At 38.1% G+C, this 26,548-nt stretch carries 23 protein-coding genes and 1 pseudogene; 6 read left to right on the forward strand and 18 right to left on the reverse strand.

Annotated elements, in window-relative coordinates; genetic code table 11:
- Positions 1-97 precede the first annotated feature (97 nt).
- The 3 genes from I6F42_RS12290 to I6F42_RS12300 are packed head-to-tail and all read left to right on the forward strand — an operon-like array spanning position 98 to position 2,624.
- Complete coding sequence (locus I6F42_RS12290) at positions 98-1,207, forward strand: YjgN family protein (protein ID WP_024593853.1); 1,110 nt, start codon at positions 98-100, stop codon at positions 1,205-1,207.
- A gap of 9 nt (positions 1,208-1,216) precedes the next feature.
- Positions 1,217-2,239 carry a M48 family metallopeptidase gene (locus I6F42_RS12295; protein ID WP_197152325.1) on the forward strand — a complete coding sequence of 341 codons (1,023 nt, stop codon included), beginning with the start codon at positions 1,217-1,219 and terminating at the stop codon, positions 2,237-2,239.
- Positions 2,226-2,624 (forward strand): DoxX-like family protein, encoded by a 399-nt coding sequence (locus I6F42_RS12300; protein WP_197152327.1) that lies wholly within the window; start codon positions 2,226-2,228, stop codon positions 2,622-2,624. Before I6F42_RS12295 ends, I6F42_RS12300 begins: the two co-directional genes overlap by 14 nt.
- Before the next feature lie 55 nt (positions 2,625-2,679).
- Here I6F42_RS12300 and speB read toward each other — a convergent pair whose 3' ends face one another.
- The 6 genes from speB to I6F42_RS12330 all read right to left on the reverse strand — a co-directional run bounded on the left by speB (position 2,680) and on the right by I6F42_RS12330 (position 10,760).
- Complete coding sequence (speB, locus tag I6F42_RS12305) at positions 2,680-3,603, reverse strand: agmatinase (protein ID WP_007583987.1); 924 nt, start codon at positions 3,601-3,603, stop codon at positions 2,680-2,682.
- A gap of 3 nt (positions 3,604-3,606) precedes the next feature.
- Positions 3,607-5,520: a biosynthetic arginine decarboxylase gene (gene speA / locus I6F42_RS12310; protein ID WP_197152329.1), complete on the reverse strand. Its 1,914-nt coding sequence runs from the start codon at positions 5,518-5,520 to the stop codon at positions 3,607-3,609.
- A 669-nt stretch (positions 5,521-6,189) separates the two neighbouring features.
- A complete protein-coding gene (locus I6F42_RS12315) occupies positions 6,190-6,522 on the reverse strand; it encodes a YnfA family protein (RefSeq protein ID WP_007378102.1) in 333 nt (110 codons plus the stop codon).
- Positions 6,523-6,599: 77 nt separating this feature from the next.
- Positions 6,600-7,469 (reverse strand): MYG1 family protein, encoded by an 870-nt coding sequence (locus tag I6F42_RS12320; protein WP_007583983.1) that lies wholly within the window; start codon positions 7,467-7,469, stop codon positions 6,600-6,602.
- Positions 7,470-7,702: 233 nt separating this feature from the next.
- A complete protein-coding gene (locus tag I6F42_RS12325) occupies positions 7,703-8,164 on the reverse strand; it encodes a GNAT family N-acetyltransferase (RefSeq protein ID WP_007583982.1) in 462 nt (153 codons plus the stop codon).
- Between the two features lie 343 nt (positions 8,165-8,507).
- Complete coding sequence (locus tag I6F42_RS12330) at positions 8,508-10,760, reverse strand: EAL domain-containing protein (RefSeq protein ID WP_197152362.1); 2,253 nt, start codon at positions 10,758-10,760, stop codon at positions 8,508-8,510.
- Between the two features lie 312 nt (positions 10,761-11,072).
- On the opposite strand from I6F42_RS12330, the pseudogene cysZ (I6F42_RS12335) reads away from it, so the two are divergent.
- Together cysZ (I6F42_RS12335) and I6F42_RS12340 are read left to right on the forward strand one after the other, a co-directional pair.
- Positions 11,073-11,697, forward strand: a pseudogene (cysZ, locus tag I6F42_RS12335) (sulfate transporter CysZ); the annotation flags it as partial.
- A gap of 502 nt (positions 11,698-12,199) precedes the next feature.
- Positions 12,200-12,406 carry a hypothetical protein gene (locus I6F42_RS12340; protein ID WP_010555385.1) on the forward strand — a complete coding sequence of 69 codons (207 nt, stop codon included), beginning with the start codon at positions 12,200-12,202 and terminating at the stop codon, positions 12,404-12,406.
- Between the two features lie 60 nt (positions 12,407-12,466).
- On the opposite strand, the gene I6F42_RS12345 is transcribed toward I6F42_RS12340, so the two are convergent.
- Both I6F42_RS12345 and I6F42_RS12350 read right to left on the reverse strand, forming a co-directional pair.
- Complete coding sequence (locus I6F42_RS12345; RefSeq protein WP_010555386.1) at positions 12,467-14,026, reverse strand: BCCT family transporter; 1,560 nt, start codon at positions 14,024-14,026, stop codon at positions 12,467-12,469.
- Positions 14,027-14,557: 531 nt separating this feature from the next.
- Positions 14,558-14,911 carry a YkgJ family cysteine cluster protein gene (locus I6F42_RS12350; protein ID WP_197152332.1) on the reverse strand — a complete coding sequence of 118 codons (354 nt, stop codon included), beginning with the start codon at positions 14,909-14,911 and terminating at the stop codon, positions 14,558-14,560.
- Between the two features lie 352 nt (positions 14,912-15,263).
- On the opposite strand from I6F42_RS12350, the gene cysZ (I6F42_RS12355) reads away from it, so the two are divergent.
- A complete protein-coding gene (cysZ, locus tag I6F42_RS12355; RefSeq protein WP_010554723.1) occupies positions 15,264-15,974 on the forward strand; it encodes a sulfate transporter CysZ in 711 nt (236 codons plus the stop codon).
- 72 nt (positions 15,975-16,046) lie between these two features.
- On the opposite strand, the gene I6F42_RS12360 is transcribed toward cysZ (I6F42_RS12355), so the two are convergent.
- The 10 genes from I6F42_RS12360 to I6F42_RS12405 all read right to left on the reverse strand — a co-directional run bounded on the left by I6F42_RS12360 (position 16,047) and on the right by I6F42_RS12405 (position 26,531).
- A complete protein-coding gene (locus tag I6F42_RS12360) occupies positions 16,047-16,568 on the reverse strand; it encodes a hypothetical protein (protein ID WP_010554722.1) in 522 nt (173 codons plus the stop codon).
- 1 nt (position 16,569) lies between these two features.
- The gene (locus tag I6F42_RS12365) at positions 16,570-19,878 is read right to left on the reverse strand and encodes a hypothetical protein (RefSeq protein WP_197152335.1); all 3,309 of its coding nucleotides are present in this window, start codon (positions 19,876-19,878) and stop codon (positions 16,570-16,572) included.
- A 16-nt stretch (positions 19,879-19,894) separates the two neighbouring features.
- Complete coding sequence (gene rlmM, locus I6F42_RS12370; RefSeq protein WP_007583974.1) at positions 19,895-20,980, reverse strand: 23S rRNA (cytidine(2498)-2'-O)-methyltransferase RlmM; 1,086 nt, start codon at positions 20,978-20,980, stop codon at positions 19,895-19,897.
- A gap of 17 nt (positions 20,981-20,997) precedes the next feature.
- Complete coding sequence (locus I6F42_RS12375; protein WP_007583972.1) at positions 20,998-21,366, reverse strand: DUF423 domain-containing protein; 369 nt, start codon at positions 21,364-21,366, stop codon at positions 20,998-21,000.
- A gap of 19 nt (positions 21,367-21,385) precedes the next feature.
- The gene (locus I6F42_RS12380) at positions 21,386-22,021 is read right to left on the reverse strand and encodes an alpha/beta family hydrolase (RefSeq protein ID WP_010554720.1); all 636 of its coding nucleotides are present in this window, start codon (positions 22,019-22,021) and stop codon (positions 21,386-21,388) included.
- 2 nt (positions 22,022-22,023) lie between these two features.
- Positions 22,024-22,926 carry a transcriptional regulator GcvA gene (locus tag I6F42_RS12385; RefSeq protein ID WP_002958561.1) on the reverse strand — a complete coding sequence of 301 codons (903 nt, stop codon included), beginning with the start codon at positions 22,924-22,926 and terminating at the stop codon, positions 22,024-22,026.
- 121 nt (positions 22,927-23,047) lie between these two features.
- On the reverse strand, positions 23,048-23,902 hold the full coding sequence (gene kdsA, locus I6F42_RS12390) for a 3-deoxy-8-phosphooctulonate synthase (protein ID WP_007583968.1): 855 nt from the start codon (positions 23,900-23,902) through the stop codon (positions 23,048-23,050).
- A 9-nt stretch (positions 23,903-23,911) separates the two neighbouring features.
- Entirely contained in the window at positions 23,912-25,165 is a 1,254-nt protein-coding gene (locus I6F42_RS12395; RefSeq protein ID WP_007583967.1) for a DUF819 domain-containing protein, read from the reverse strand.
- Between the two features lie 14 nt (positions 25,166-25,179).
- Positions 25,180-26,007, reverse strand: a complete 828-nt coding sequence (locus I6F42_RS12400) for a tetratricopeptide repeat protein (RefSeq protein WP_007583966.1) — start codon at positions 26,005-26,007, stop codon at positions 25,180-25,182.
- 149 nt (positions 26,008-26,156) lie between these two features.
- The gene (locus I6F42_RS12405) at positions 26,157-26,531 is read right to left on the reverse strand and encodes a SirB2 family protein (RefSeq protein ID WP_007583965.1); all 375 of its coding nucleotides are present in this window, start codon (positions 26,529-26,531) and stop codon (positions 26,157-26,159) included.
- Positions 26,532-26,548 lie beyond the last annotated feature (17 nt).

Genomic DNA, 26,548 nt, shown 5'->3' on the forward strand with positions numbered 1-26,548 from the left:
TTTATAGCTGTTTACAGAAGGGTGAGATAATTATAAACATTGAATTTTGCACTAAAAATGGGTAAATTAACAAAAAAACAACATGGATATAATTTTAATGGAATCAATACACCCTACCCCCTCTGAAACAACCCCACCAATAAATGAGCCTGCTGAACCAATTTTTAGCGGAAAAGTGCAGTTTAGTGGTAAAGGCGGTGAGTTTTTTGGAATTTGGATTGTAAATATATTACTTAGCGTTATTACGCTTGGCATATACTCAGCGTGGGCTAAAGTACGTACGCATCGCTATTTTTACGGCCACACCCGCATAGATGGTCATAGTTTTGACTACCTAGCAACGCCAATACAAATTTTAAAAGGTCGGATTTTAGCGGTTATTGTATTTTTTATTTATACATTCTCTATTAGCTTTATGCCTATTTTAGGCCTATTTATTGCTCTTGGTTTTATCTTTTTAATGCCATGGATTATTAACCAAGGTTTACGTTTTAATTTGCGTATGACGCGCCATCGTAATGTTCGCTTTGCTTTTAAAGGCAGCTATGGCGAAGCCTTTGTTAACTTTATACTATTACCTATTGCAAGCATATTTACGCTTTATTTATTAATGCCTTACGTTATAAAACGTATTGATAGCTATATACATAGTAATATTAGCTATGGCGACAAACCGCTTACTGTAAATCTAAAAGGCGAAACCTATTACCTAACAGCGCTTATTTGCTTTGTAGTGAGCTCTATCACCATGGTGGTATTTATGGGGATTTTAGGATTATTTGGCCTCAACTTAGTAGATATTGAAAACCAACAAAATTTAGAAAACTCTGCAGCTATGGTTATGCTTCCTATCTTTATGATGATTGCCTATGTGCTAATGATTGCCATTGTTTCTGCTGTATGGCACGCCGCTATTAGAAATCACATTTTTGATAACAGCCATTTTGAAGGCATTGCTACATTTAAATCTGAGCTAAAACCAATTCCTTTCGCTGTTTTACTACTCACTAATATGTTGGCTATTGTGTTTTCTTTAGGGCTTGCATACCCATGGACAAAAGTACGTACATCAAAAATGCTCGCTGATGTAACTAACGTCACTATTTATCCTGGTGCATTAAGCCTAATCGATACCGCGCAAGAGCAGCAATCATCATTTGCTGAAGAAGCTGCAAACGTATTTGATATTGACCTTTCTCTAACTTAAGAGCTCACTATGCATGTAAAGGGACATTTTTTCCCCATCGCATCGAGTAACTATCAAGTGTGTGTTGCAACTATTAGCGACACACACATTGAAGTTATCAACGATGAACACGTTATAGCTCGCCACGCAATCTCAAGTCTAAAATTAAGTTCGGGGATGGCAGGACTTGCCGACGAACTAAACTTTGAAGATGGCAGTCGTTTTATTCCTCAAGATGTAAGTTACAGATGGCCATTTAAAGAAAATAACCATCACATAATGGAGCGCCTTGAAAAAAGTAAATGGGCAATTTTAGCTGCAGTCATATTTACACCGCTTTTTATGTGGTTAGTACTTTATAAAGCGGTACCGGCCATTGCTGTTTACAGTGTTGATACCTTGCCACGTAATGTTGTGGAACAAATGGGGGAGCAAAGCTTTACACTAATTAAAAAGATTGCGCTTGACCCAAGTGAGCTGCCCGCAGAGCAGCAAACTAAAGTACAAGCACATTTTACAAATATGCTTAATGCGTTATCGCTTGATCAATCGGTTTATAGATTATCGTTTTATAAATCAGACAGCTTTGGTGCTAACGCGTTTGCACTACCCCATGGCCGTATCGTGGTCACAGATGATTTAGCAAATTTACTTGCCGATAAACCCAATGCACTAAAAGCGGTATTACTACACGAAATGGGTCATGTAGTGCATCAACATAGCGTACGTATTACAGCACAATCTGCCGCAAGTACGATTGTGCTAGCGGTTGTATTTGGTGATTTAGAAGGGGTTGCAGAGGTTGCATTAGGTACGGGTGCATCGTTTGCTCAGCAAGGGTTTTCACGAGATATGGAACGCGAGGCAGATACCTTTGCACTCATTCAATTAGAGTCGCTTGGGTATTCGAGTAATGACTTTGCTGATGCAATAGAAGCCCTACAAGAAAGCCATACCAGCGAAAACGAGCACCTCGAAAAAGTAAATGACTTTTTAGAGTACTTATCTAGCCACCCAAGTGCACAAGAGCGTATTGACAATGCTAGGAAATAATCGCGGTTATATTCAACTTGCTCGCTACATAGTGAGTTTAAGTTGGATATATCATGGCTTTTTTCCAAAGCTTTATCATATTGCACCACTTGAAAAATTAATGACTGGCAGTGCTGGTTTTTCAGCAGAAGTGTCTGACTTAATTACACATTCGGCGGGTGTTGGCGAAATTATATTTGGATTGTGTTTATTTGTGTTTTATAAAAATAAACACTTAGTAATTTTAAATATTTTAGCGTTAATTGGCCTTCTACTCGCTGTAGTTGTAATGCAGCCACAATTGCTTATTGAAGCATTTAACCCTGTTACTACTAACCTGCCTCTTATTGGGCTAAGCGTTATTTGGTTAAAGGAAATTAAGCTGCTGAATAATCGATACCTCTAAGTAAAAAAAGGGTATGCAAGCGCATACCCTTTTTTGTAGTACTTAAGTTATATAATTAGTACTTATTTTTATGCGTCCACAAATGCAATAATTCGCTCGCAATGGTTGCTGCGGCAATAGCGGTAAGCTCACTTTGGTCGTACGAAGGTGATACTTCTACCACATCCATACCTACCATGTTTATGCCTTTTAGCGCACGCAGTACTTTAAGTACTTTATCTGACGTTAAACCACCGCACACAGGAGTGCCTGTACCAGGCGCAAACGCAGGGTCTAAACAATCAATATCAAACGTTAAGTAAACAGGTAGGTCACCTACTCGTTCAAGTATTTGCGCTGCAATATCATTTGCATGTAAATCGTTGGCTTGCATTGCATCAATCACAGCAAACTCATGTTTACTTTGATCAAAGTCGGTACGAATACCTATTTGTATACTGTGCTCAACATCAATCAGCCCTTCCATTGGTGCATGATAAAACATAGTGCCGTGATCAAAACGCGAGCCATTGCTATAGGTATCGGTGTGCGCATCAAAGTGCACTAACGCCATTTTGCCATGTATTTTTGCATGAGCGCGTAATAGCGGAAGCGTCACAAAGTGATCGCCCCCTAAACCTAATAGCGTTTTACCTTGGCGAAGTATTTGCTCAGCAGCCATTTCTAGTTGCGCAGTAAAATATTCAGGGTCGCCAACAGGGTAAGTAAAATCCCCTGCGTCTGCCACTTTTAAGCGCTCAAACAACGGGAACGTCCACGGGTACTTAGTGTCTTCCCATGCTAAATGAACCGATGCACGACGAATTGCATCAGGGCCTAAACGCGCGCCAGGGCGACCCGATGTCGCTAAATCAAACGGTAAGCCTAAAACGACTACGTCTGCATCAATTGCATTAATATTTTGCACCATAGGACGACGTAAAAACGTCATCCCATTTGAGTACAATGAGTGATCTGCGTGACCAAACAAAGTCGACATTGCTTATAACTCTTCTAAATAAGTGTAGCCATCAAGGCCGCTTTGCAACTCGTCTAAAACGCTTTGCTGTTCGTGTTTTTCAATTTTAGTGCTTACTAACTGCTCGTATGATTGCTGAAAACTTTCAACATCTAAATGTACATAACGCATCATATCGGCAACAGTGTCACCTTGGTTTATCTCGGTAATACTTGCAACGCCTTGCTCATCCATATTAACAATTGCGCTGTGCGTATCTCCAAACAAGTTATGCATGTCACCTAAAATTTCTTGATAAGCACCCACCAAGAAAAAGCCCATTAAATAAGGTTTATCGGCACTAAATTCTGGTACAGGTAATGTGCTTTCAATACCTTGTCCATCTACGTAATGCTCAAGTGCGCCATCTGAATCACAGGTTATATCAAGTAATACAGCACGTTTTTTTGGTGCTTCAGTTAAGCCACTTAATGGCAATACCGGAAACACTTGATCAATGCCCCATGCATCTGGAAGCGATTGAAATAACGAAAAGTTTACAAAAAACTTATCGGCTAAACGTACGTTTAACTCGTCAATAATAGGACGATGAAAACGGTTTTTGTTATCCATGTGCTTGTTAAGTTCATAACAAATACGAATATTAATTTGTTCAGCCCACGCACGCTGCGCTAAGTCTAATAAACCGAGTGCAAATTGGTTATGCGCTTCAGCTAAATCACCTTGGCTGTCGTGATAAATTTCAATTAATGCACGGTCATCCGTTAAATCAGTTAATTGTACAAACGATGCCCACATGTTTTTTAATAAAAGTGGTGCATCTGCCGCTGGCGCTACTAACTCTTCTGGCGTGTAACTTTCAGTACCAATAACATTAGAAATAAGCACAGCATGATGCGCTGTAAGCGCACGACCCGACTCAGAAATAATAGTCGGCATTGGTTGCTCATATTGCTTACATGTATCACCAATGGTGTACACAATGTTATTTGCATATTCAGCTAAGCTGTAATTCATAGAGTTATGCGACTGGCTACGTGTGCCATCGTAATCAACAGCCAAACCGCCACCTACATCAAGGCAATCAATTTCTGCGCCTAATTTACGTAGCTCACAGTAAAAACGCGCCGCTTCGCTTACACCTAAACGTACGTCACGAATGTTCGCCATTTGTGAGCCTAAGTGAAAATGTACTAGCTGAAGTAAATCAAGCTGGTTTGCGTCTTTTAAACGATTAGCTACGTGTAAAACTTGTGATGCAGATAAACCAAATTTTGATTTTTCGCCGCCACTCGCTTGCCATTTACCTTTACCTTGCGACGCTAAACGTACACGAATACCAATGCGTGGTTTTACGTTAAGCTCTTTTGCTTGGCTAAGCACCATGTCTAGCTCAGAAAGCTTTTCAAGTACGATATACACTTTATGACCTAGCTTTTCGCCAATAAGTGCTAAACGTACGTATTCTTTATCTTTGTAGCCATTACATACAATAACGGCGCTGGTTTTTTCAGCTAGTGCTAGTACTGTAAGTAGTTCAGGCTTGCTGCCTGCTTCTAAACCAAGTTGCTTTTTTTCTACTTGTGCTTGGCTTGCTACTATTTCTTCAACCACTTCACGTTGTTGGTTTACTTTTATTGGGTAAACTAATAAGTAGCCTTTAGGGTAACCATAGTTTTCAATCGCTGTATTAAATGCGCCGCATAAGCTGTGTACACGATGGTGTAAAATTTGCGGGAAACGAACTAAAGCAGGTAAGCTTAAACCTTTATCTTGTAGTTGCTTTGCGATATCTGTTAATGCAATGGTTTGCTCTGGTGCATGAGCCTTGGGTGCAACATACACATCACCTTGATCATTAATACCAAAAAAACCTTGGCTCCAATGACGAACATTGTAGCTCGTACGAGCTTGTTCTAGTGATGTTGTTTCTTTCATTTATCTTTCTCTTTTATTTAATTAATGCCGACTCGGCTAGTGCCGCGCATTAAAAGAAAAATAGACATTCAAGTCCAACAAGTATTTTTACTCGTAACGAGTGATTTTTAATGTTGATAAAACGACCAATCACGTATTGCTCTCTAGCGTATATAAAATAGGACTTTGATGATTATTAAAGATAAGAAAAGCTGTAAAAAATGGCTGTTTTTAAATGACTCATTATAAATTTTATTAGCAAAAATGAGTTAGCTCATTCACTAAAATTAATCTTGAGTTACTTTTTTATAGAATTTACTTTTGATGGATTAGAGCAAGGCATTCTCAACACCTCAATTACTTACAGTTTAGCCAACGTGTTGTGACCAAGTAATACCCATGTATTTTTAAATTAAATATAATTTGCACTTCTAAAACGCTCAGCATAACATCCACCAGCTTCAATAGTTGCTTGGCGCATATGTAGCGTTAGGTACTACCTGTCGTATTGAAGTTGTTATATTTTATTAGCAGTTTGAAAATAATCGAGGTAGGACTTTAAACAACACTAGGGTGTGTTTATCTTTGGAGGTAGAAATTGCAGCTGTGCATTTGGTTTTTAGCCAAGGCAGGGCCTATATGTGTTTCCCCCTATAAATAGGCGCTTTTTATTTATTGAGTATGAGCCAGCTATGCACTTTTTGGTGCGAACATAATTATAGCCATACCTAGCAGTGCAACTAAACCACCAATAATATCCCACATAGTAAGCTTTACGCCATCAACAACCCATAACCATAATAGCGCAACACAAATATATACGCCGCCATAAGCTGCATACACGCGCCCTGCTGCAGTAGGATGTAAAGATAGCAACCATGCAAATAGTGCCAAACTTAAAGCCGCTGGAATTAAAAGTAAAATACTTTTATCTTGCTTAAGCCAAAGGTAAGGCAAATAACAACCCACTATTTCTGCTAAGGCTGTAATAGTAAAAAGTGCGATTGTTTTTAGTTCAAACATAATGCTCCACGCTAAGATAACAAGCATAACAATCTATATAAATTGTTATGCTTAGTATTTGTTATGAATCTGCGTTGTTATTCGCTAAGCGCCATAGTGGCAAGCTTCATTGTGCTTTCAAACGACTTAGTGCCCGCTATAAATAAGCCATTGTGACAGAACACAGCGTCGTCAATACCGGTTTCATCTACAAACGCTTGATCAGATAAACCTGACCATGCTTTAGGAAGCGGTTTTCTATCTTCAAACGAGCCAGGCTCAACGGGTACTGTTTGTAATATCCATTGCCCAGAATGCGATGGGTAAACCATGTATAGCGCATCGCTTGATAAAATATGCACTGTTTTTTTCCACGGTGTGTATTTTTCAAGCACTATAACTCTGGCATCTTCTGCATTTTCAATTGCTTTAGCAACGATCGCTTTTGCATTTACACTACCGTGAGCTGAGGCGATAAAACGAATGAGCATGCGAGCTGCAAATTCAACAGCTTCATCAAAACAGGTATCAAAGTTACTCTCTTCTTCCCACGTAGGGTTAAACATTGAGATTGTTTGGCTCAAGCTTATTCCCTTTGATACACCTTCAACATGACCACAATCAATGGCATCAATGGTTGAAACTAAGCCTGAATCCACTCTATCAGCCACGGCTTGGTTATCATCACACAACGCTAAGCCGTATTTTTTCCACACTAAACCAAATGATGAAAAAGGAATGCCATTTTCTCGCTCGCCTGCACCACCGCGTTGGTGATGATCAAAGCGATTAGTTTCAGGATCGTATTCGCCACCTACATCAATTACAAAGTCGGCACTTTCTATAAGCGCTTTATCGCGAGTACGTACCAGTTTAAACGTTGGCAAAACATGTTTAAGTACCGCAATACTAAAAACGTCATCTGCATGAAAATTACCATTGTGGGTTACTACTGTTATTTCGCTCATTTGTTTATTGCTACTTTTAGAAAAGATAAAAATTCTCGCTTTGTAAGTTAGTCACTAATTATCGAGGCAGATTTTATACGAAGACAGGTGTTAAAAACAGTGAAGTATTTTTTTCATCACTATAAAAGCTGCTTTTATAGTTAATAGTTTGAGTATGACTTTTATTACAAGGTAATAATGAGGCCAGATATTTACGACATATTAAGCTTTAACATGTCGTAGCGTTAATAAGCTTATTGGCTAAGCCCTAACTCCATAAATACACTTTGTGGATTATCTACATATGAGCCAAAACTGCTACAGCGTTTAAAGCCTAAATTTTCATATAAATTGATTGATTTTATTTGTTTTGGACCTGTTTCTAAACGTATTAACGGGATTTGCTTTTCGCCAGCTTGATGTAATAAAATCTGCATAATGCGTCTTGATAGCCCTTTACCACGATGACTTGGTTTTACATATAAACGTCTTATTTCGCCATAAGGCTGAGTATCAAATTTCTCTACAATCGCACCACAGGCAATAATACCTTCATCAGTTTTTAAACCAATAGCATACACATTAGGTAAGGTTAATTCGTTTAACTCCAGAGACTGCGCTGTAGCAACAGGGTATAAAGAATTTATAAGTCGGTCTATATCGTCAAATACATTTACTACATCGGGATCATTAGGGTTCAAATCGACTAACTGCATAAAGCTTCCATTCATTGTTATAAGTTTATTAAGCTTTAAATAATATATTCAAGCGGGCATAGCTTAGCATTGTTTAACCAAAAAATCTTTAGTCCTTATTTAGCATATAGTTTGGGGAATTTTAGCAGCTAGAAAAAGTAAAATGACTTTGCATATGGGGAGTTTTTGTTAGGTTATTACCAATTAGTAAATATTGGCCTTTAGGTAATTAAGCTCTAAGAGCATTTCGTACCAATTTGCTCAATTAAATGATCTATTTTGAGATAAGAAAATCGTGTCGATAACAAGGCAGAATTTTTTAACACAGTTACCACCAGATTTAATCCCTCTAATTGATTAAGTATTATTGCGGATTGCTATTAGCACTATGCCATTTTAAATAACGTTCTTTATCCATCGGCTTTGCAACTAAGTAGCCTTGCATAGTGTCAATATTCATTTTTTTAAGTAAGTCATACTGCTCTGTTGTTTCTACGCCTTCTGCAACAACCACTAAGCTTAAGCTTTTTCCTAAACTGATAATTGTTTGCGCGATATTAAAACCAATCTCATTATCTAAAATTTTATCAATAAAGCTTTTATCTATTTTTAATTCTTTAACAGGAAACGCACTTAAGTAAGCTAAGCAAGAGTATCCAGTTCCAAAATCGTCAATCGAAAATAAAAAGCCAGCCGCAATGAGCTCTTTCATTTGCCTAATTGTATAATCTATATCACTAGAGAGCATTGACTCGGTTATTTCTAACTTAATTTGTGATGCTCGAATATCAAATTCATTGATAGTGTTGAACAGCTCACCTTTTAAATTTGATGAATTGAACTGACTTTGACTAATATTAATTGAAACACTAAACGAGTCGTCAATGATAGCGCTTGCTTTAAGCTCGTTAATTAAAATACATATATCATGCAAAACAATATTTTGTAGTTTTTGAATAAGTCCGTATTGCTCTGCAATAGGTATGAATTCGTTTGCTGTTATCAGCCCTCTTTGAGGATGGTTCCACCTAATAAGTGCTTCAGCACCAACAACATCACCCTGCGTATTAACTTGTGGCTGAAAGTAAGCACAAAACTCATTAGACGCAATTGCTCTCACTATGTCGGTTTCTAGCTCTGTTTGCTTTTCAAGTAGTGTTTGCAAGGCTGGGTCGTAAAAGCTGCTGCTATTACCCCCTTTATTTTTAGAACAATACATAGCAGTATCTGCAAATTTTAATATATTATCAGCCTGTGCGTTTACGCTATCAATTAGGCAAATACCGATGCTACAGCTTACTTGAAATGCAAGGTTGCCCACTTCAAACTTATCATGAAAAGCTCTTTGAATTTCTTTAGCAACGGCTTTACATTCTAGAATTGCCTGCTTTGTATTTTGCCCTATGTGTTTAAGCAAAATAATAAATTCATCACCACCCGCTCTGGCCAGTGTATCTGAGCCTTTTATTATTGCGCTTAACCTTTTTGATAATTCCACAAGTACTTCATCACCCGCACTGTGCCCAAGTGAATCATTAATACGCTTAAAGTTATCTAGGTCTAAAAATAATAATGCCCCTATATTTTTGTTACGCTTAACACTCTCTACACATCGGCTTAATTTGTCGCTAAGCATCCTTCTATTTGGAAGATTAGTTAATGGATCGTAAAAGGCGAGCTTATGAACTTCTTGCTCAGCCTTTTTCTTTATTGAAATATCTCTGGCCATCCACACTACATGTCTTTTTGTAGGACTACTGGGATTGTAATGATCTAGAGCGGCAGCTCGTCCCTCAAAAACTATGCCCCCTTTGGGAACATTTAATTCATATTCAAATATTTGCATCTCGTTAGTCGAGAGTGTTGTTTCGATGACATCCATTATCATCTTCGCATCTTTTTGAGGAAGTAGGTCTTTAACATTTTCGCCAATAAGATCCGTGGTCGAATCAAGCAGTAACTCATTAGAGGTACCATAAACATCGGTATATGTGCCATCCTCACTTAAAATGAGGATGAGATCAGGCATTACTTTGGTGAAGGCTTTAAATTTTTCATTACTGTGCTGTAAATTAAAGACAAGCTGTTTTGCCTTCTCAAATTCGTTACTTTTCTCAAGAGCAATACTTGAAAAGTGTACAAAAAAATCTATTAGTTCTAAATCTTGCTCTGATGGGGCTTTAGGGGTGCTGTGATAAATAGCAAAGGTGCCTAACAAATCAGCTTGAGTTGAAAAAATAGGTGTTGACCAACATGACTTAAGATCAAACTTTAGCGCTAAATCTTTAAAGTCCTCCCAAAGCGGTGAGGTTTCAATATTTTCTACAATTGTGCGCGATCTCGAAAATGCTGCAGTACCACATGAACCTACTTTTGGTCCTATGTGAACTCCATTAAGCAAACTACAGTACTCTGGGTGAATATTAGGGGCTGCGCAATGAAAAAGCTGATCGCCTTTAACTGATAAAATGGAACACCTAGCAGATTCATCATTAATAATCTGCTCTATTGATAAACAAATTTCAGTAAGCACCTCATTTAAAGGTACCCCTAATGCAATTTTAGATAAAATGCCTTGCTGGTGAGATAATAACTTTTTTAACCTATCCGTACCCATTTTCACTTGCTCGCATTATTTATACATATTGATACAACAAAAAGCCTCAAACAGATGCTTTTTTTCTACGTAGTAAAGTTCAGTATAGTCATGATTAGTAAGTTCATTCTTTTATTAATAAAAAACTAACCGGGTCTACATTGATTAATCATAATTGCATATTACTAAACACCTGTAGTTACTATATAACCAAAACCGCAACATTAAAGCTAACACTTTGTTACTTAAAGTTACTGTTCAAAATTACTCAGCTATTTATACTGTCACTAATGGTGAATATTTTTTGAGGTTACAGTGCAGATCACACAAGGTATGGAATATTTTTTTTCAGGATTTAAATTAATTAGCCAAAAAGGGTTAAAGCGTTTTGTACTTACCCCGCTTTTAATTAATATTTTGCTATTTGGTAGCTCGTTGTTTTTTATCTTACTGGTTAAGCGACTGTTTTAGCTACACAAATAATATACTATCCGGGTAATTAAGCTGGTTTGAGTGGTTAATGTGGCCAATCGCAGTTTGGTCGTATTATTTGGCTACAGCATGCTATTTACTATAATCACTAATTTTATTGCAGCCCCATTCAATGCTTTATTTAACGGGCCAAAAAATTAGCGATGACGGCTTTTCTGAATTAGTTAAAGATGTACCTGGAATGCTTGCCCGTGAGTGAACAAAGCTGTGCTACTCCCCTCTATGCACTATTGGCTTTTTTATATTACTTTGGGTTTTGCCGGTCATTGGCCAAGTATTATGGGGTTTATTTACGTGTTGGATGCGTGCGGTGCAATACAAAGACTATGCATTTGATAACCACAAAATTGACTTTAAGCAGATGAAAGACGATTTAAAAGCTAAGTAAGGTTTATCGTACGGATTTGGTTTTGCTGTTATGTTATTAACCGCTATACCATTTATAAACTTAATCGTTATGCCTCTTTGCTATGTGATTATGCTCACCGAGCCTTTAATTTTAATCCTTGCTTTAACCCTTATTGCTGGTGCTGCTGCACTGCAAAGTTTACTTGGTTTTGGCTTCGGGGTTATTGCTACACCAATTTTAGTATTGATTGATCCTGCTTTTATACCCGCCCCTATTTTGCTTCTAGGACTAGGCTTATCGCTATTAAATGCACTAAATAATAAAAAGAACATACAGATTAGTCGTATTAGCATTACTTTATGCGGGCGTTTTAGGTAGACGTTACCCTAGCTATAGCAGCGGTGTAACCAACTTAATAACCACTGATGACAAGCAAGCGTTAACCATTATTTGTTGTTCAAGGGTCGATTTAATACCAATCTGCTTATATACGGCGTCTATTTAACGTTAAGAAAATTACGTTAGAACTAGGCAAAAATTTTTGTATCTAGTTATTCTAAATAAAAAATTTTTAACAACGTTATAGTGCAATTTAATTCGTTAAATTGATCAAATATTTATGCAGGTTGGTATAACTACCTCACTTCAAAGTGATAACAGTTATATGATTAGCGCTGAAAAAATTGAAAAAAACAAAAATCACTCAGTTAATCATGAGATCGGAATTGACGAAGATATTTGGCTAAAAATAAATTATCTCGGTGTGGGGGTCTTGGTAGAAAACCCCGACCACTCTAGACTCGATGCAGGGGGCGCTAACCTATAAATAAGATTGATTACCTCACGTTGGGCAATCAATCCTTTATTTAGCTTTAATACCTATTGCTTATAAACCTTGCTCAGTAGCCATTTTTTTCGCAATTTGTGGGGCAGTCCAAAGTGATGGTAACAACACAAATGATACAGGTACTGCGGTTACTACAATAAACGACTGCAGTGCAGAAATACCACCTGAACCTATCGAAATTAATATTGCTGCCATGACCCCCATCATAATGCCCCAAAACACTCTAACGGGTGTTTGCGGATGATCGTTACCCGTCATTACCATAGATACAGAGTAGGTCATGGAGTCACCCGTGGTTGCTACAAATATTGTGGTTAAAATTAAAAACAACACCGATATAACAAAGCCCATAGGCAGCTGCTCAGTAATGGCCAACAGTGCAGCGGGTAAATTTAAGCCCGCAAAGGGTTCTGAAATAACACCCGGGTTTGCTAACTCAAAAAATATACCTGAACCACCCACTATCGTAAACCAAAAACAAGTAATAACAGGAGCAATTATTGAGATAAGCGTGATCATTTCACGAATAGTACGGCCGCGTGAAATTCGTGCAACAAACATAGCCATTAAAGGTCCATAACCTAGAAACCAGCCCCAAAAGAATACCGTCCACCAGTCTAACCAGGCGGTATCGGCACGAAACGTGGCCATAGGAATAAAGTTATTAATATAAAGCCCAAACGAATGAATATAGCTATCAAAAATAAAAGCTGTAGGCCCCATCAGCAAAATAAACAGCATTAACGCTACGGCTAAAATTACATTAAAGCGACTGAGTAATTGAATTCCTTTAGTGACGCCACTTACAGCAGATAGAGTATAAATTGCAATTAAACCAAATAAAATAGCCACTTGAGTGGTGTAAGTATCTGGAATACCAAATAGCTTTTCTAAACCAAAACTTACTTGCAACCCTAAAAAACCAATAGGGCCTACCGTGCCTGCTACTACAGCTATAACACAACACGAATCGACAATAGCACCAAATGCGCCTTTCATTACGCGCTCACCAAATACCGGATACAACAAAGTACGTGGCTTAAGCGGTAAACCTTTTTCATAATGTAAATGCATATAAACTATGCCTGTAAGGCTGCCTAAAATAGCCCAGGCTAAAAACCCCCAATGCATAAAGCTTTGCGCTAAAGCATTAAATGCAGCCTCTTTAATCCCTGACTCACCACCAAAAATTGGCGGCGGCGAAATAAAATGCGCCATGGGCTCAGCAGCAGCCCAAAACACCCCACCACCAGCAAGGAGTGTACACATAATAATGCTGATCCACTTAAAGGTGTTAATCTCTGGCTTTTTTAAACCACCTAATACCACTTTTCCGGTACGTCCAAAGGCTAAAAACAACCCAATTATAAAGGTCGAAAGCAATAATATTTGCCAAAAGGCACCAAACGTCTTAGTAGAAAAAGCAAAGGCGGTATTGATCCAACTCGACATCAAATCAATATCATAAAGTGCTAGCACAGCAAATAGCACAAGAATGCCACCACTGATTAAAAATACCGGTATATCTACCCCTGCCAAATACTTTATTGTAGATGAATGCTCATCCTCATGTTGTTTTGTTACTCCAGTAGTGCTCATTTATCGTCTCTTGATGGATTTTTAGTTACCGACATAGCGACATACCACAACACCCACCCTAAATACGAAATGAAGCGACGCGAATCAAAAGGTTAAATTATCTTTCGATCTTACTTTATTCCGAGTTTAGAAAATGCCATAACAAATATCTTAACTGCCAACTTGTAAATATTTTACCCTTTTCAGCCACCTAATCCAACGGTACTCTAATTATTAATAGTGAATTTACACAATAGTAAAGCCTTGCTTACAGCTATTTTTAATAACAAACAAATATAAAACAACAATTTTGAAGGGGTTAGGAAAACAGAAATAGCAATATAAATAAAGAGATGGAAAGTACAGCGATAGAACAAGATACATAATTAATCTCGCAATATATTTAATATGTATTGATAGTATTTTTGTAAAAATAACTAAGATAATATTTTGGGTAAATTTATTGATAGTTTTTAAATTATTAGCAACGCGTATAACACACATAAAAAAAGCGCTGAATAAGCGCTTAATTACTTTAATAAATACCAATACTTATACTAATACTTGACGCGTGTTTGCTATAAAGTGATGTACTTCGCGCTCAATTTTAGGGTCAACAGGCTCATCTGGTCGACGATCATTAGGGCAAGGCATTCTTGGCGTAGTACCAAATAAGCGACAAATTAATGGGCGCTCGTCATATACAGTGCAGCCATTGGGGCCAAGATGCACACAATTGAACTCGTTTAACGCCGCTTCATGCTCCGCATCTGTTTTTACCGGTAAGTGCGACATTTCCTCTGAAGACGTTGTTACTGGCCCGCAGCAGTCGTGGCATCCTTTTACGCATTCAAACGCTGGAATATTAGCGCGCAATCGTAAAATTACTTCCTGATTTTTGTACATCACTATTTATACCCTTTATTTTTGCAACGCACTGACGCGGCAACTTTACTAATTTCTCCACAATGCATCAAAACGATGCCTAAGCCTAGAGTGGCTAGATCAGCTATAGTACGCTTTGCACTGCCAAAAAATCAAGCTAAGTTAGCGCTTAGTTACGCTATAGTGCCAATATATACAGCTTGAAAACTAATTGTCGCTTATTAAGCTGGGAGGAGAAAATAGTAAACTGGCCGTTGTTATTATTTAACTTAAACACTTTGTTACCTAAAAATACTGTTTAAAATTATTAAGCTATTTATACTATAACTAATGGTAAATATTTTTTGAGGTTACAGTGCAGATCACACAAGGTATGGAATATTTTTTTTCGGGATTTAAATTAATTAGCCAAAAAGGGTTAAAGCGCTTTGTACTTATACCGCTTTTAATTAATGTTCTGCTATTTGGTAGTTCGTTGTTTTTCTTATTTGGATGGCTAAGTGATAGCTTTAGCTACATCAGTAACATGCTACCAGAATGGTTAAGCTGGCTTGAATGGCTAATGTGGCCAATTGCTGTATTAGTCGTATTATTTAGCTACAGTATGCTATTTACTATAATCACTAATTTTATTGCAGCCCCATTCAATGCTTTATTAAGCGAAAAAGTTGAGCTTTATTTAACGGGTCAAAAAATTAACGATGATGGTTTTTCCGAATTAGTTAAAGATGTACCTAGAATGCTTGCCCGTGAGTGGACGAAGTTGTGCTATTACCTTCCTCGCGCTATTGGTTTTTTCATACTACTTTGGGTTTTACCTGTCATTGGCCAAATACTATGGGTTTTGTTTACCTGTTGGATGTACGCGGTGCAGTATGAAGACTATGCGTTTGATAACCATAAAATTGGCTTTAAGCAGATGAAAGACGATTTAAAATCTAAGCAAGGTTTATCATACGGGTTTGGTTTTGCTGTTATGTTATTAACGGCTATACCCTTTGTAAACTTAATAGTTATGCCTGTAGCTGTATGTGGTGCAACACGTTTGTGGGTCGATAATTATCGACCAAAATACCGTAGTTAATTAAGAGGTTGCTGATTTTTCAATATTCAAAGGTCACGGCACCCGAGATAAAAAAGCACCTAAGGTGCTTTTTTAATCTATTTTTAAAGCAATAAACTCAAGCGATGCACGCCTTGGTAATGCGACACTTTGTTTATCTACTTCTTCAAATTTTTTAATCAAAATACTAAAGCGCTGATTGTTAAAATTAACGGCTGTAACTTCACCAATTTTTATACTGTAGTTTTGCTGCTGATCAAACAGCTTTAGTGTTCGCCCTTTTATACGCTCTACGAATAAGTAAGGTGTTTGGTCTGGCATCTTTAAACGGATAACATTGATTTTACTTAACTCATGTACCGCCACCCAATTTTGACTCTGCATTAACGTATTATAACTACTAATGCCTTCAGGCTGATAAACAACATCTTGGTCTATAACGCATGTCTTACAGCCCTTTACTGATTCAACTCGCCAGTCAATAGCTATATTTTTGTAATATAAATTGTCATTTTTTAGTAACCATTCACGTGCATTGTTAGTATCGCTACACGCTATTAGTAAGCTTAAAAAACTACTACAAACAATAAACTTAATACTTAACCCTAGTTTCATACTATTGCTCTTTAATTGCTTTTAACTCAGCAATAATTGCACTACTTGGCTGCGCTTCTTTTATATAACTGGGCAGCGTTTCAATATTAGTAGGTGAGCTTTGTAAATTATACACCTTACTATTATTAGTATTTGGCACGCCAAATCGATTACCTGCACTTTGCATATAAAACTGCAAATTAAGCATGCTCCACTCATTTACATCACTAAGTATTGATATTGTATTATCTTGGTTAGTATCAAAGCTGGTTAAGCTTTCGGTGTTAATTGCATTACAGTTAAAATCAACAGGTAGTGAGCCATTTCGATTTAGCCCCTGTGCTTCAAGTATTGTGCTCTCATTTAAATCTGCTGAACTACCACTTGAATAATCAATAATAAAATCATCTGTAGAGCCTAAATGACTATTAGTATTTGGTGTAATATCGCAGCTAGCATTGCCGGGATAAAAACGCTCATAATAACGATCGCCTTCGTTATTACCTATTGTTGATAAACCCGCTAATTGATATAAATAATTCATAGAGCTTAAATGATTAGGCTTAAAGTTAACCTCTTCATCGCCACCATGGTATAAGCCTAAGTTATGGCCTAGCTCATGAAAGATAGTTGATGCTTGATAATTATAAGTTACATTGGTTGCTATTTGCGTATCGAGCGTTAAGCCCCAGCCGCCCATAGTTACCATTAAATCATTACCGCTGATCTCAGCAATACCCGACCCACTAATACTGCCATCTTCATTTCCACTACTTGCCATTAATAAGTAATGAAAGATGGGTCTGCGGGTTATATCGGTATATTCCATTTTATAAGCAAACAAATTAGGGCTACTTAAATCGTACTCAAACGGAGTATAACTATTAAAAGGGACAACATTTCCGCCACCTAAATCAAAGTTTTGCGGCGCAATATCGCTATTTTGATCAAATAAGTCACCTACATCAAAATGAACGGTATAGCCTTTACTTGCAAATACACTAACAATTTTTTCAAGTGCAGTTCGATGAGGCGTTATTCCAACATCACTACTATCCATATAATCTATTTCAATAAATATATCTTTTTGTGAAGTACGCGCTCCCCATTCATATAAAGGCAGCCCACCAAATGTTGCCCCCTCTACCTCTGCGCAATCTGGAATACCGTCTTCATCATCATCTATTGAGCAAGTTATATCATTAGGCCCTGCCGGAGTATTGAATACTGAGTAGTTCCAGTCTGTATTTTGGTTAGTATCGGTTGCGCCGAGCGTACGCTTTAAGCTGGCGCCCTGCTCTGGCGGTATTTGTGCAGCATTTTCGCCTTGCCACTGCGAGGCTGTTACAGGCTCTTGGGTTGAATTTCCAAACTTAACAAAGTCGATAGTTTGTGTACCCGCACTATTAAGTAATTCTGCAAAACCATTTATGTACCAATAAGGCCTAATTTGATCATTCGCGCTACCAACAAGCACAAGCTTAGTGTTATTTAATGACGCACTTGCTAAAAAGTCATCGCCAAAGCGGCTTTGTAAAATAATATAGGCGCCATTTAAAAGCTCTTTATTAGGCAGCGTAAATACTTGCTCATCACTCAACGTACTATCAGACATATTAATACTGCGAGCTTTAAGAGAGTAGTCTTGTAAATTTACTGTCGCACCGGTGCCGTTATAAAGTTCAATCCAAGGTAAGTCATTACTAAATTGCACAGATGAAAGCTCTGTTATTTTTATATCTTGGCTAGAAGTTGTAAACGAGGTGGCAGTTTGCGCCAAAATAGTTGTGCTATCAAAATTAGCTAAATCAGCTGTAACACGAACAATATATTGAGTGTCTTCATCAAAGCTTGCGCTTAAATTTACAGTATGAAAATAAGTACTTGTGTCGCTGGTAGTACCCGACAAACTTTCAATAGTTAAGGCCAAGCAAGTAGTAAAATTATCTGCTGACACTTGTACGCTTCCAGTACAAGTACCACTGCTAGAGTTAACGGCTAAAGTACTCACGAGCATAATATCTGAAAATGTAATGCTAACAGGGCTATCTACAAATACTGGTTCATTACTATTTTGGGGCGTTACATTACTAATTGTAGCGGGCGTTGAATCAACAACGGTAACATTCAATACAAATTCAGTTGTGTCTTTTGTATCAGTCGCCTTTAACGTATAGCTTTGTGGAGTGATACTGTTTGCAGGAGGTGTGTAACTAAAACGTAAGGCTTGAGCGTCAATAACACTGATTTGCGCACCATTTAAATCATCACCAAAGTCAATCTGTACGCTATCGTTATCCGCGTCGCTAACCACTAAGCTAAATTCTGTGGCTTGGTTATATTGCACATTTATATTTACATCATCGGCAGTCGGTGGGTTATTTGGGGCTAATATTACAACTATTTTCTGGGCGTTATTTGTAGCGTTATCGTCATCGGTAACAGTTACTACAAACGTTACATTGGTATTTTGCGCAACAGTGGGCGCATTAAAGCTAATACTTGTTTCTGTTTGGGTAAGTTCAACTACAGGGCCACTTGTTTGCTGCCAGGTTATGCTATTAATACTACCATCGCTGTCTTGTGCATCTGCAACTAGGGTTACACTGTCATCTTTTTCAGCTTTTTCTGGGCCTGTAACAATGACTGTTGGCGCGCTATTTACTTGATTAATTAAAACCGTTTTACTCGCTTGAGCGCTTTTACCAGCATTGTCAGTTACGGTTACGCTAAAGCCTAGCGTTGTATTTTCAGATACATTGGGGGCAGTAAAACTAAGTACACCATCTGATTGGCTAAAATCAACATTATCTCCCGCAGACTGAATCCAACTAATAGTGCTTATGGTTCCATCTGTATCTTGAGCGTTAGCAACTAAGCTTACTTGTGTGTTAGCAAGTGCACTACTTGGGCCTGTAATATTAACTGTAGGTGCATTATTTTGAGAAGTGATAGTGCCTGAAAATACTTGTTGTACAGTAGCACCTGAATTATCAGTAACAGTAACTGAAAAACTAAAGGTCGTGTCAGTGGTTACACTCGGTGCAGTAGCTGTAAGCGTATTGCCATTAACAATAAATGTAAATTCAGGACCACTAAGTTGTTGCCATTGATAATTGGCTATTTGCCCGTCACTATCACTTGCAAGCGCAGTAATAGTAAACGATTGGTTAGAGACAATAACGTTACTACTAACAGAGAGCGTAACACTGGGCGCAGCGTTACCAGAGGGCGTAGTTGAATCACTACCTTCTCCGCCGCCGCCACAACCTGTGATTAAAAGTGATAAAAAAAGTAAACTTAGCCATTTATTAATATTGTTTTTTACCACTTTTAGCCTCTACATATTAACTATACAAATTTTGTGGCACCTTAGTAACGTTTAAATGAACGGTTATTTCCTCACGATCATGATAGAGATGTTTAGCTTGTAACTCGTAATTAATGCTATGTTTCTCAAGCTCTTTTCTTATCATCGAAAGACATTCATAAACACTATCAAAGCGTTTTTTCATAGGTAGTTTTAAGTTAAATATAAACTCTTTTGCGTATGCATTTACTGCCCAGTCAATCATTAGCGTAGTCACTTTGGTTGGTTTTTCCACCATATCGCACACTAACCAAGTAATATTTCTTTTTTCTGGGCGATATTTAAAACCATCGGCTCTAAAATGTTTAACTTGACCCGTTTGCATTAAATCGTCATTCATTGGGCCGTTATCAATCGCACTTACAAACATACCTCGGCGTACAAGCTGATAAGTCCAACCACCCGGGCATGCACCTAAATCAACACTGCGCATACCTGCTGCCACGCGTGATTCACGTTGTTGCTCAGGAATAAATACATTAAACGCTTCGTCGAGTTTTAACGTTGAACGACTCGGTGCATCGCTTGGCATACGAAGGCGTAAAATACCCATGAAAAATGGAGAATTATTAAAGCTATACGAGTAACCAACATAAGCCGTATTGTTTGTTAAAAACATGACATGCATTACTGGGCGGTTTGCTTTTGGCTCACGCAGTACTGTATTTTGTTTTTCGAGGGCTTTTTTAAGCGGCGTTGATATTTTTTTACAGAACGTTAAAAGCTCTTTGCCTTCATTTGTATCTGGCGTTTCTACGCGCAGCTCTGAGCACAATGTAAAATCTTTAGCAGCTTCAACTACTGCACTTACACGGTCCTCTACTGGCATGTTTTCAAGTAATGTACCGGCAAACCATTGGCGTGCAAACACCATATTTTTAAAATCGACTTTTTTGATTATTTCGTCGCTGTGATGCGCTTCAAAACATTCGTAAACAACATAACCTGTATTTGGCTTTGCTTTTACATACCCTGCAAAACCCTGCTCTGCAGCATGAAACGTTATTTCAGCAGCGGCATCGCTTTCAAAACCACTACGACAATAAATCACAACACTAGACATATTAACCCTTAAACTCTTTAAAACTTAAATCGTGCGACTTGCACTAAAATAACAATCCAACCAATAATAAAGCACAATCCACCAAGCGGTGTTATCGGCCCTAGCCACTTCATATCTGTTAGAGCGAGTAAATATAAACTGCCACTAAAAAGTAGTGTGCCCGTTATAAAAAAGCCACCAGCCCAACTCAGGTTTATGCCCCATTTAATTAAAATAGCCACCGCAATAAGTGCAAGGCCATGCACCATTTGATACTCAGCAGCAGTTTTAAAAACCCCTAATGAATACTCCGATAAACGGCTTTTTAAACCATGGGCAGCAAATGCACCTAACATAACCGAGAGCATACAAAAAATACTGCCGGCCATTAAAAATAATTTAATCATCTAATCCCCTAATCGAGTCTTAACACATCTCTACTTGTTGCTTAATAAATTCAACGGCACTTAACGCTGCTGTTTCTCTATTTTGCAGTTCAGTTACGCCACTTTTTTTACGTGGTTTTAATGAATGATCGCCATCAGTCAGCCATGTGAGTAAAGGCTGTTTTGGCATTTCCATAGTAAGCAGTTCTTCACGTGTACCAAATGTATCTCGCTCGCCCTGTAATACTAAAAAAGGGCAAACAATATCAGCAAAATGATCGGTGCGTAACTTTTCTGGCTTACCCGGCGGATGAAATGGATAACCAAATGCAATAACACCCGAAAGTCTTTGCTCTGTGCTGCACGCAAGCATTGATGCCATGCGTCCGCCCATCGATTTACCGCCTATAAATAACGGTAAATCTGGCTGCGCCTGACCAAGCACTTGCTCATAATAAATAAGTAGCTTTGGCGCTCGCTCAGGAGGCCTACGTTTATTAGTTTGTTTAGCAATTTGCATATATTCAAAATCAAATAAACCAACATCAACACCTTGCTCGCTTATTAATTTTGCCATATGTTGCATAAAGTCAGAATCGCTACCGGCACCTGCACCATGCGCAAATATAAACTGTGCAATTGCAGGTTGTGCGGTGCTTTTAAACCATTCAATCATTATTAATACTCATGTTCTTGCTCATGCTCTACTAAGCTCAGCATCCACTCTTTAAACGAAACTATTTTACCAAGCTCTGTTTGCGATTCGCGAAGCACTAAGTAATATGCATTTTTACTTTCTAGACTGTGATTAAACGGAATAACCAAACGCCCTGCATCTATGTCGGGTTTAGCTAATACACTATTACCAATTGCCACACCTTGCCCATGTACTGCAGCTTGTAACACCATTGATGAGTGACTAAATATAGGTCCTTGATTTACCTGAATGTTACGCACGCCTGCAGTTTTCATCCACGTTTTCCAGTTTTTACGTGTGGTGTCATGCAATAAGGTGTGATGCGCTAAATCACTAGGTTGATCAAGCGGCTTTAATCCGCTTAATAACATAGGACTACAAAGTGGTACTAAATACTCGGTATGAAGTTTGTACGCTTGTACGCCATTCCAATGACCTCTTCCGTAGTAAATAGCAATATCTACGTCATCAGTCAGTGAGTTTTCATCTTGATCTTGTGCTTTTATTCGCACGTCTATCTCTGGGTGTAACTCATTAAACAAACTCAAACGAGGCACTAACCACTGAATAGCAAAACTTGGTGTTAGACTAACTGTTAATGAGCCCTTAGCACCACGGGCTAATAGCTTTTCAGTTGCATCAATAAGCTGAGTAAAAATCTCTTTTATATCTAAAAAATAGCCTTGGCCTTCTTCAGTTAATAATAATGAGCGGTTTTTACGTAAAAACAACTTTAAACCTAAATGCTCTTCAAGTGTTTTTATTTGATGACTTACTGCCGCCTGCGTTACATAGAGCTCTTCTGCAGCCTTAGTAAAACTTAAATGACGCGCAGCCGCTTCAAAGGCTTTTAATGCGTTTAATGGAGGTACCCGTCTTGACATAATAACCAAGCTTAGAATTAGTTTTTCTTATGCGTGAGATTATATACATCATATAAGTTTGTGTATATTAAAGGCATAAAAAAAGCGACCTGAGTCGCTTTTTAATAAACATCATGCTTAATTATAAATCGCTTGCACTTGTATCAAGTGGGGCAAAGCTTTTAATTAAATCATCAACCGCTTTCATTTGCGTTAAGTACCCTTCTAACTTACTAAGCGCTAGCGCACATGGGCCATCACATTTAGCTTCGTTAGGGTTTGGATGCGCCTCAATAAATAAACCTGCAATACCTAGCGCCATACCGCTGCGTGCAAGCTCTGCAGCTTGTGCACGACGACCATCAGCAGAGTCAGCTCGTCCACCAGGGCGTTGTAGCGCATGTGTTGCATCAAAAATAACAGGCGCCATTGCTTTCATATCATCCATACCCAGCATATCAACCACTAGGTTGTTGTAACCAAAGCTAGAACCACGCTCACAAAGTGCGATGTTATTATTACCCGCTTCATTAAATTTAGTAATGATGTGGCGCATTTCATGTGGCGCTAAAAACTGTGGTTTTTTCACGTTAATAATTGCACCTGTTTTAGCCATCGCCACAACTAAATCTGTTTGACGTGCTAAAAAGGCTGGTAACTGAATTACATCAACAACTTCAGCAACAGGTGCTGCTTGATGCGGTTCGTGTACATCGGTAATAAGCGGTATGTTGAAGGTCTTTTTAATCTCTTCAAATATTTTTAAACCTTCTTCCATACCAGGACCACGGTACGAATTGATTGAAGAACGGTTAGCCTTATCAAATGACGCTTTAAATACATAAGGAATATTGAGTTTCGTCGTAACTTCTACGTAATGCTCTGCAACACGCATAGCTAAATCGCGAGATTCTAATACGTTAATACCACCAAACAATACAAACGGTTTGTTGTTTGCTAGTTCAATTTCATTAATTTTAATAATTTGGTCTTTCATTTAAATTCCTTACGGTGCAACTGCTTGCATCATTAATCCACAAATATAAGCCATATAAGTACCCACACCATAGCCCAGTACAGCTAACAGGACACCAACAGGCGCAAGCGAAGGGTGAAATGCTGATGCTACAACAGGTGCAGACGCTGCACCGCCCACATTCGCCTGCGAGCCCACAGCCATATAAAATAACGGTGCTTTAATTAGTTTAGCTACTACTAACATTATGCTTGCATGCACTAACATCCAAATGGCACCAACTAAAAATAACCCTGGGTTATTAAAAATAGCGGTTACATTCATATGCAAACCAATTGATGCGACTAAAATATATAAAAAGCTAGAGGCTACCTTTGAAGCGCCAAACGCTTCTATTTGTCTCACTTTAGTAAACGATAAGCCTATGCCAATCGTTGTTGATATAACAATTAGCCAAAAGAATTTACTGTTTAAGCTGTACTCTTTTGCCCATTCATAAGTAGTGCCAAAGTACGGACCTAAAAAGTCAGCACAAAAATGCGCTAAACCGGTTATACCAAATGCAATTGCAAGCAGCGTCATGTAATCGTTAAGAGTAGGAATACGTGCGTGTTCGGCGTGATAGGCTTCAACACGTTTTTTTAAGTCTTCAATTGCGCTTGTATCAGCCCCCGTAGCAGCATCAATTTTTTTATGGTTTGCTGCCATTAACAATAAAACAGCCATCCAAATATTCGCGACTATTACATCGACTGTAATCATCACAGAAAATATATCACCACCAACTTCAAACATCTCTTTCATTGATGCTTGGTTAGCACCACCACCAATCCAGCTACCCGCAACGGTTGTCATACCGCGCCATACTGCATCGGGCCCATGACCACCAACAATACTTGGATCAAATGCACTCACGACTAAAATAGCTAATGGCCCACCAATAACAATGCCCAATGTACCCACTAAAAACATAATGAGCGCTTTAGGGCCTAAGTTAATAATAGCTTTTAAATCAATACTAATGGTAAGCAGTATTAAACAAGCAGGCAGTAAGTAGCGCGAAGCCACATAATAAACATTGGATTTATTACCATCTACAATACCAAAGGTATTTAATAACGAAGGTAAAAAGTAACACAGTAGTAAAGCAGGTACGTATTTATAAAATCGTTTTAAAGCTGGACGCTCACTGTTTGAGGTTTTAAAAATAAACCCCAAAATAATAGCAAGCAAACCAAGCACAACGGCATCATTTGTAATTAATGCGCTTTGAGTTTCAACCATAATTATTCCTATTCTTAATGGTGCGTTTTATTATTATCTTCTAGTTCTTCTATTTGGTGTTGAATTATCTCTATTGCAGGATCGTCCGGACACTCATCGACAAAAAACTGTAAATCATCACGTGCCATTTTAGGGCAACCGAGCTGATTTAATAAGTAACCTCTGTCGCGTCTCTCATACGGGTCGTCGCCTATTAGCTCCATTAGCATCTCTACACAGGTCAAAGCATGACCAAATTTGTTTTCGCTAATGAAAGACCATTTTTGCTGAGCTAAAAATAGCTTATATACTTCGTCATCAAAAATTAACTCTAAAGGTTCTTGTTCTTGCCCATCATCTTCATCTGCGTTTTCAGGGATGATATACCAGCTTTGTTGCCCGCTGCTTGGCTCAATTATGTAGCCCTCTTCATCACTTATCGCCACATGAACACCAACATCACCCAGCGTAAGACTAAGATTTGCATCAAAGTTAGCTTGTTGTAAAAAGTGACAAAGTATAATTGCAAGCGTTGTTGGTGAGCCACTACGCATAGAAAGCGTATAGCTTAATGTATTTAATTTGTATTCTGGCACTTTTAAGCCTGAGGCACTAAATAGCCAATCGCTGTAAAACATATCTAATAATTTTTCGAAGCGATCGTGCTCATCACTCACTTTTAAACACAGCGCTGAAATTTGCTGTTCAAAGTCAGTTAAAGTTTCATAACATGGTGTTAAATCTATCTGAGGGTCCCATTTTGATTCTGCTTTAATACAGCGGTAAATCGCTGGAGGTGTAAATTCATCGTAAGCATCATCAAGATAAGATTCATCGTGTTCGTCAAACCCGAGGGTAGTCATTAATACTGCAACATTTTAGAAAACGAAGGCGTAGTTTACCTAACTTTAAAGCTATATACCAATATAGAGATGTTTTTGAATATTTTCTGAGAGGGAGTCGTATTTGAGCTTTATAAAACAACTATAAAGCTCAAATAGTCAGGTATTACTTAAAGCAAAAAAGCTGATTTAGACGTCGCTAAATAACCTATCGCTAAAATAACAGCAGTGTTAACTAAAACGTAAGCAACTTTAGCCGTCATTTTAGTTTGTCTGGCGCTTTTAGCCCCAATACCAATATATATAACCACTAAAACTATTTTTTCTAATAGCCAATATTGTTCAAACGGGTTAATTTTAGCCATAAATATAAGCGTAAGTGCAGACACTAATAGCAAAGTATCTATACTATGACTACCAATCATTACCGCTTTATTTTTTGCTAATTTACCACTGCCCATTCGCGAAAATGCGCGAACATAAAATAAAATCACACTCAACATCGCAATTGCCATGTGTGAATGCTTTACTGCTAAATAATCCATATGCCCCTGTACTTCTG

It is taken from the genome of Pseudoalteromonas sp. SWYJZ12, assembly GCF_015864395.1.
Classification (GTDB): domain Bacteria; phylum Pseudomonadota; class Gammaproteobacteria; order Enterobacterales; family Alteromonadaceae; genus Pseudoalteromonas; species Pseudoalteromonas arctica.

Bases quoted from the DNA above. Each gene is read 5' to 3' on its own strand.
- speB (WP_007583987.1), bottom strand. From the start codon at position 3,603: ATGTCGACTTTGTTTGGTCACGCAGATCACTCATTGTACTCAAATGGG.
- rlmM (WP_007583974.1), bottom strand. From the start codon at position 20,980: ATGTCTAGTGTTGTGATTTATTGTCGTAGTGGTTTTGAAAGCGATGCC.
- I6F42_RS12350 (WP_197152332.1), bottom strand. From the start codon at position 14,911: ATGTACAAAAATCAGGAAGTAATTTTACGATTGCGCGCTAATATTCCA.
- I6F42_RS12405 (WP_007583965.1), bottom strand. From the start codon at position 26,531: ATGGATTATTTAGCAGTAAAGCATTCACACATGGCAATTGCGATGTTG.
- I6F42_RS12325 (WP_007583982.1), bottom strand. From the start codon at position 8,164: ATGCAGTTAGTCGATTTGAACCCTAATGATCCCGATGTAGTAAATGTA.
- I6F42_RS12290 (WP_024593853.1), top strand. From the start codon at position 98: ATGGAATCAATACACCCTACCCCCTCTGAAACAACCCCACCAATAAAT.
- I6F42_RS12385 (WP_002958561.1), bottom strand. From the start codon at position 22,926: ATGTCAAGACGGGTACCTCCATTAAACGCATTAAAAGCCTTTGAAGCG.
- I6F42_RS12340 (WP_010555385.1), top strand. From the start codon at position 12,200: ATGCAGGTTGGTATAACTACCTCACTTCAAAGTGATAACAGTTATATG.
- kdsA (WP_007583968.1), bottom strand. From the start codon at position 23,902: ATGAAAGACCAAATTATTAAAATTAATGAAATTGAACTAGCAAACAAC.
- I6F42_RS12400 (WP_007583966.1), bottom strand. From the start codon at position 26,007: ATGACTACCCTCGGGTTTGACGAACACGATGAATCTTATCTTGATGAT.
- I6F42_RS12395 (WP_007583967.1), bottom strand. From the start codon at position 25,165: ATGGTTGAAACTCAAAGCGCATTAATTACAAATGATGCCGTTGTGCTT.
- I6F42_RS12360 (WP_010554722.1), bottom strand. From the start codon at position 16,568: ATGAAACTAGGGTTAAGTATTAAGTTTATTGTTTGTAGTAGTTTTTTA.
- speA (WP_197152329.1), bottom strand. From the start codon at position 5,520: ATGAAAGAAACAACATCACTAGAACAAGCTCGTACGAGCTACAATGTT.
- I6F42_RS12300 (WP_197152327.1), top strand. From the start codon at position 2,226: ATGCTAGGAAATAATCGCGGTTATATTCAACTTGCTCGCTACATAGTG.
- cysZ (WP_010554723.1), top strand. From the start codon at position 15,264: ATGGAATATTTTTTTTCGGGATTTAAATTAATTAGCCAAAAAGGGTTA.
- I6F42_RS12320 (WP_007583983.1), bottom strand. From the start codon at position 7,469: ATGAGCGAAATAACAGTAGTAACCCACAATGGTAATTTTCATGCAGAT.
- I6F42_RS12375 (WP_007583972.1), bottom strand. From the start codon at position 21,366: ATGATTAAATTATTTTTAATGGCCGGCAGTATTTTTTGTATGCTCTCG.
- I6F42_RS12295 (WP_197152325.1), top strand. From the start codon at position 1,217: ATGCATGTAAAGGGACATTTTTTCCCCATCGCATCGAGTAACTATCAA.
- I6F42_RS12380 (WP_010554720.1), bottom strand. From the start codon at position 22,021: ATGATTGAATGGTTTAAAAGCACCGCACAACCTGCAATTGCACAGTTT.
- I6F42_RS12345 (WP_010555386.1), bottom strand. From the start codon at position 14,026: ATGAGCACTACTGGAGTAACAAAACAACATGAGGATGAGCATTCATCT.
- I6F42_RS12330 (WP_197152362.1), bottom strand. From the start codon at position 10,760: ATGGGTACGGATAGGTTAAAAAAGTTATTATCTCACCAGCAAGGCATT.
- I6F42_RS12315 (WP_007378102.1), bottom strand. From the start codon at position 6,522: ATGTTTGAACTAAAAACAATCGCACTTTTTACTATTACAGCCTTAGCA.